At 55.6% G+C, this 284-nt stretch carries 1 protein-coding gene; it reads right to left on the reverse strand.

Annotated features, from left to right (window positions below; translation table 11 throughout):
* Nucleotides 1-284: phosphopantetheine-binding protein (locus G9F75_RS19810; RefSeq protein WP_260399158.1), on the reverse strand; the 284-nt coding region annotated here is incomplete at both ends.

Below are 284 nucleotides of genomic sequence, written 5' to 3' on the forward strand. Positions count from 1 at the left end.
CAGTGGTGTTTGTCGGTAAAGTTTCGTTCAAAGAACCAGCGCTGGATCGGCGTTAACTCCGCTTCGCCTTCGACAGGTCCCTGGTCGGCCTGCTTGCCTTCCGTCCGCTCCACATAGGAGACGAGCTCTTCGATGGTCGGATGCTGGAAGAGGTCTTTCATCTCCAATTTGTAGCCGTGCTGGTTCAGACGGCTCGCCATTTGGATGCCTTTGATCGAGTCGCCGCCGAGCGTGAAGAAATTATCGCTTACGCCGATCTGGTCAAGACCGAGCACTTCCTGCCA

The sequence above is a fragment of the Bacillus sp. EKM208B genome, from assembly GCF_011800725.1.
GTDB classification, from domain to species: Bacteria; Bacillota; Bacilli; order Bacillales; family Bacillaceae; genus Bacillus; species Bacillus velezensis.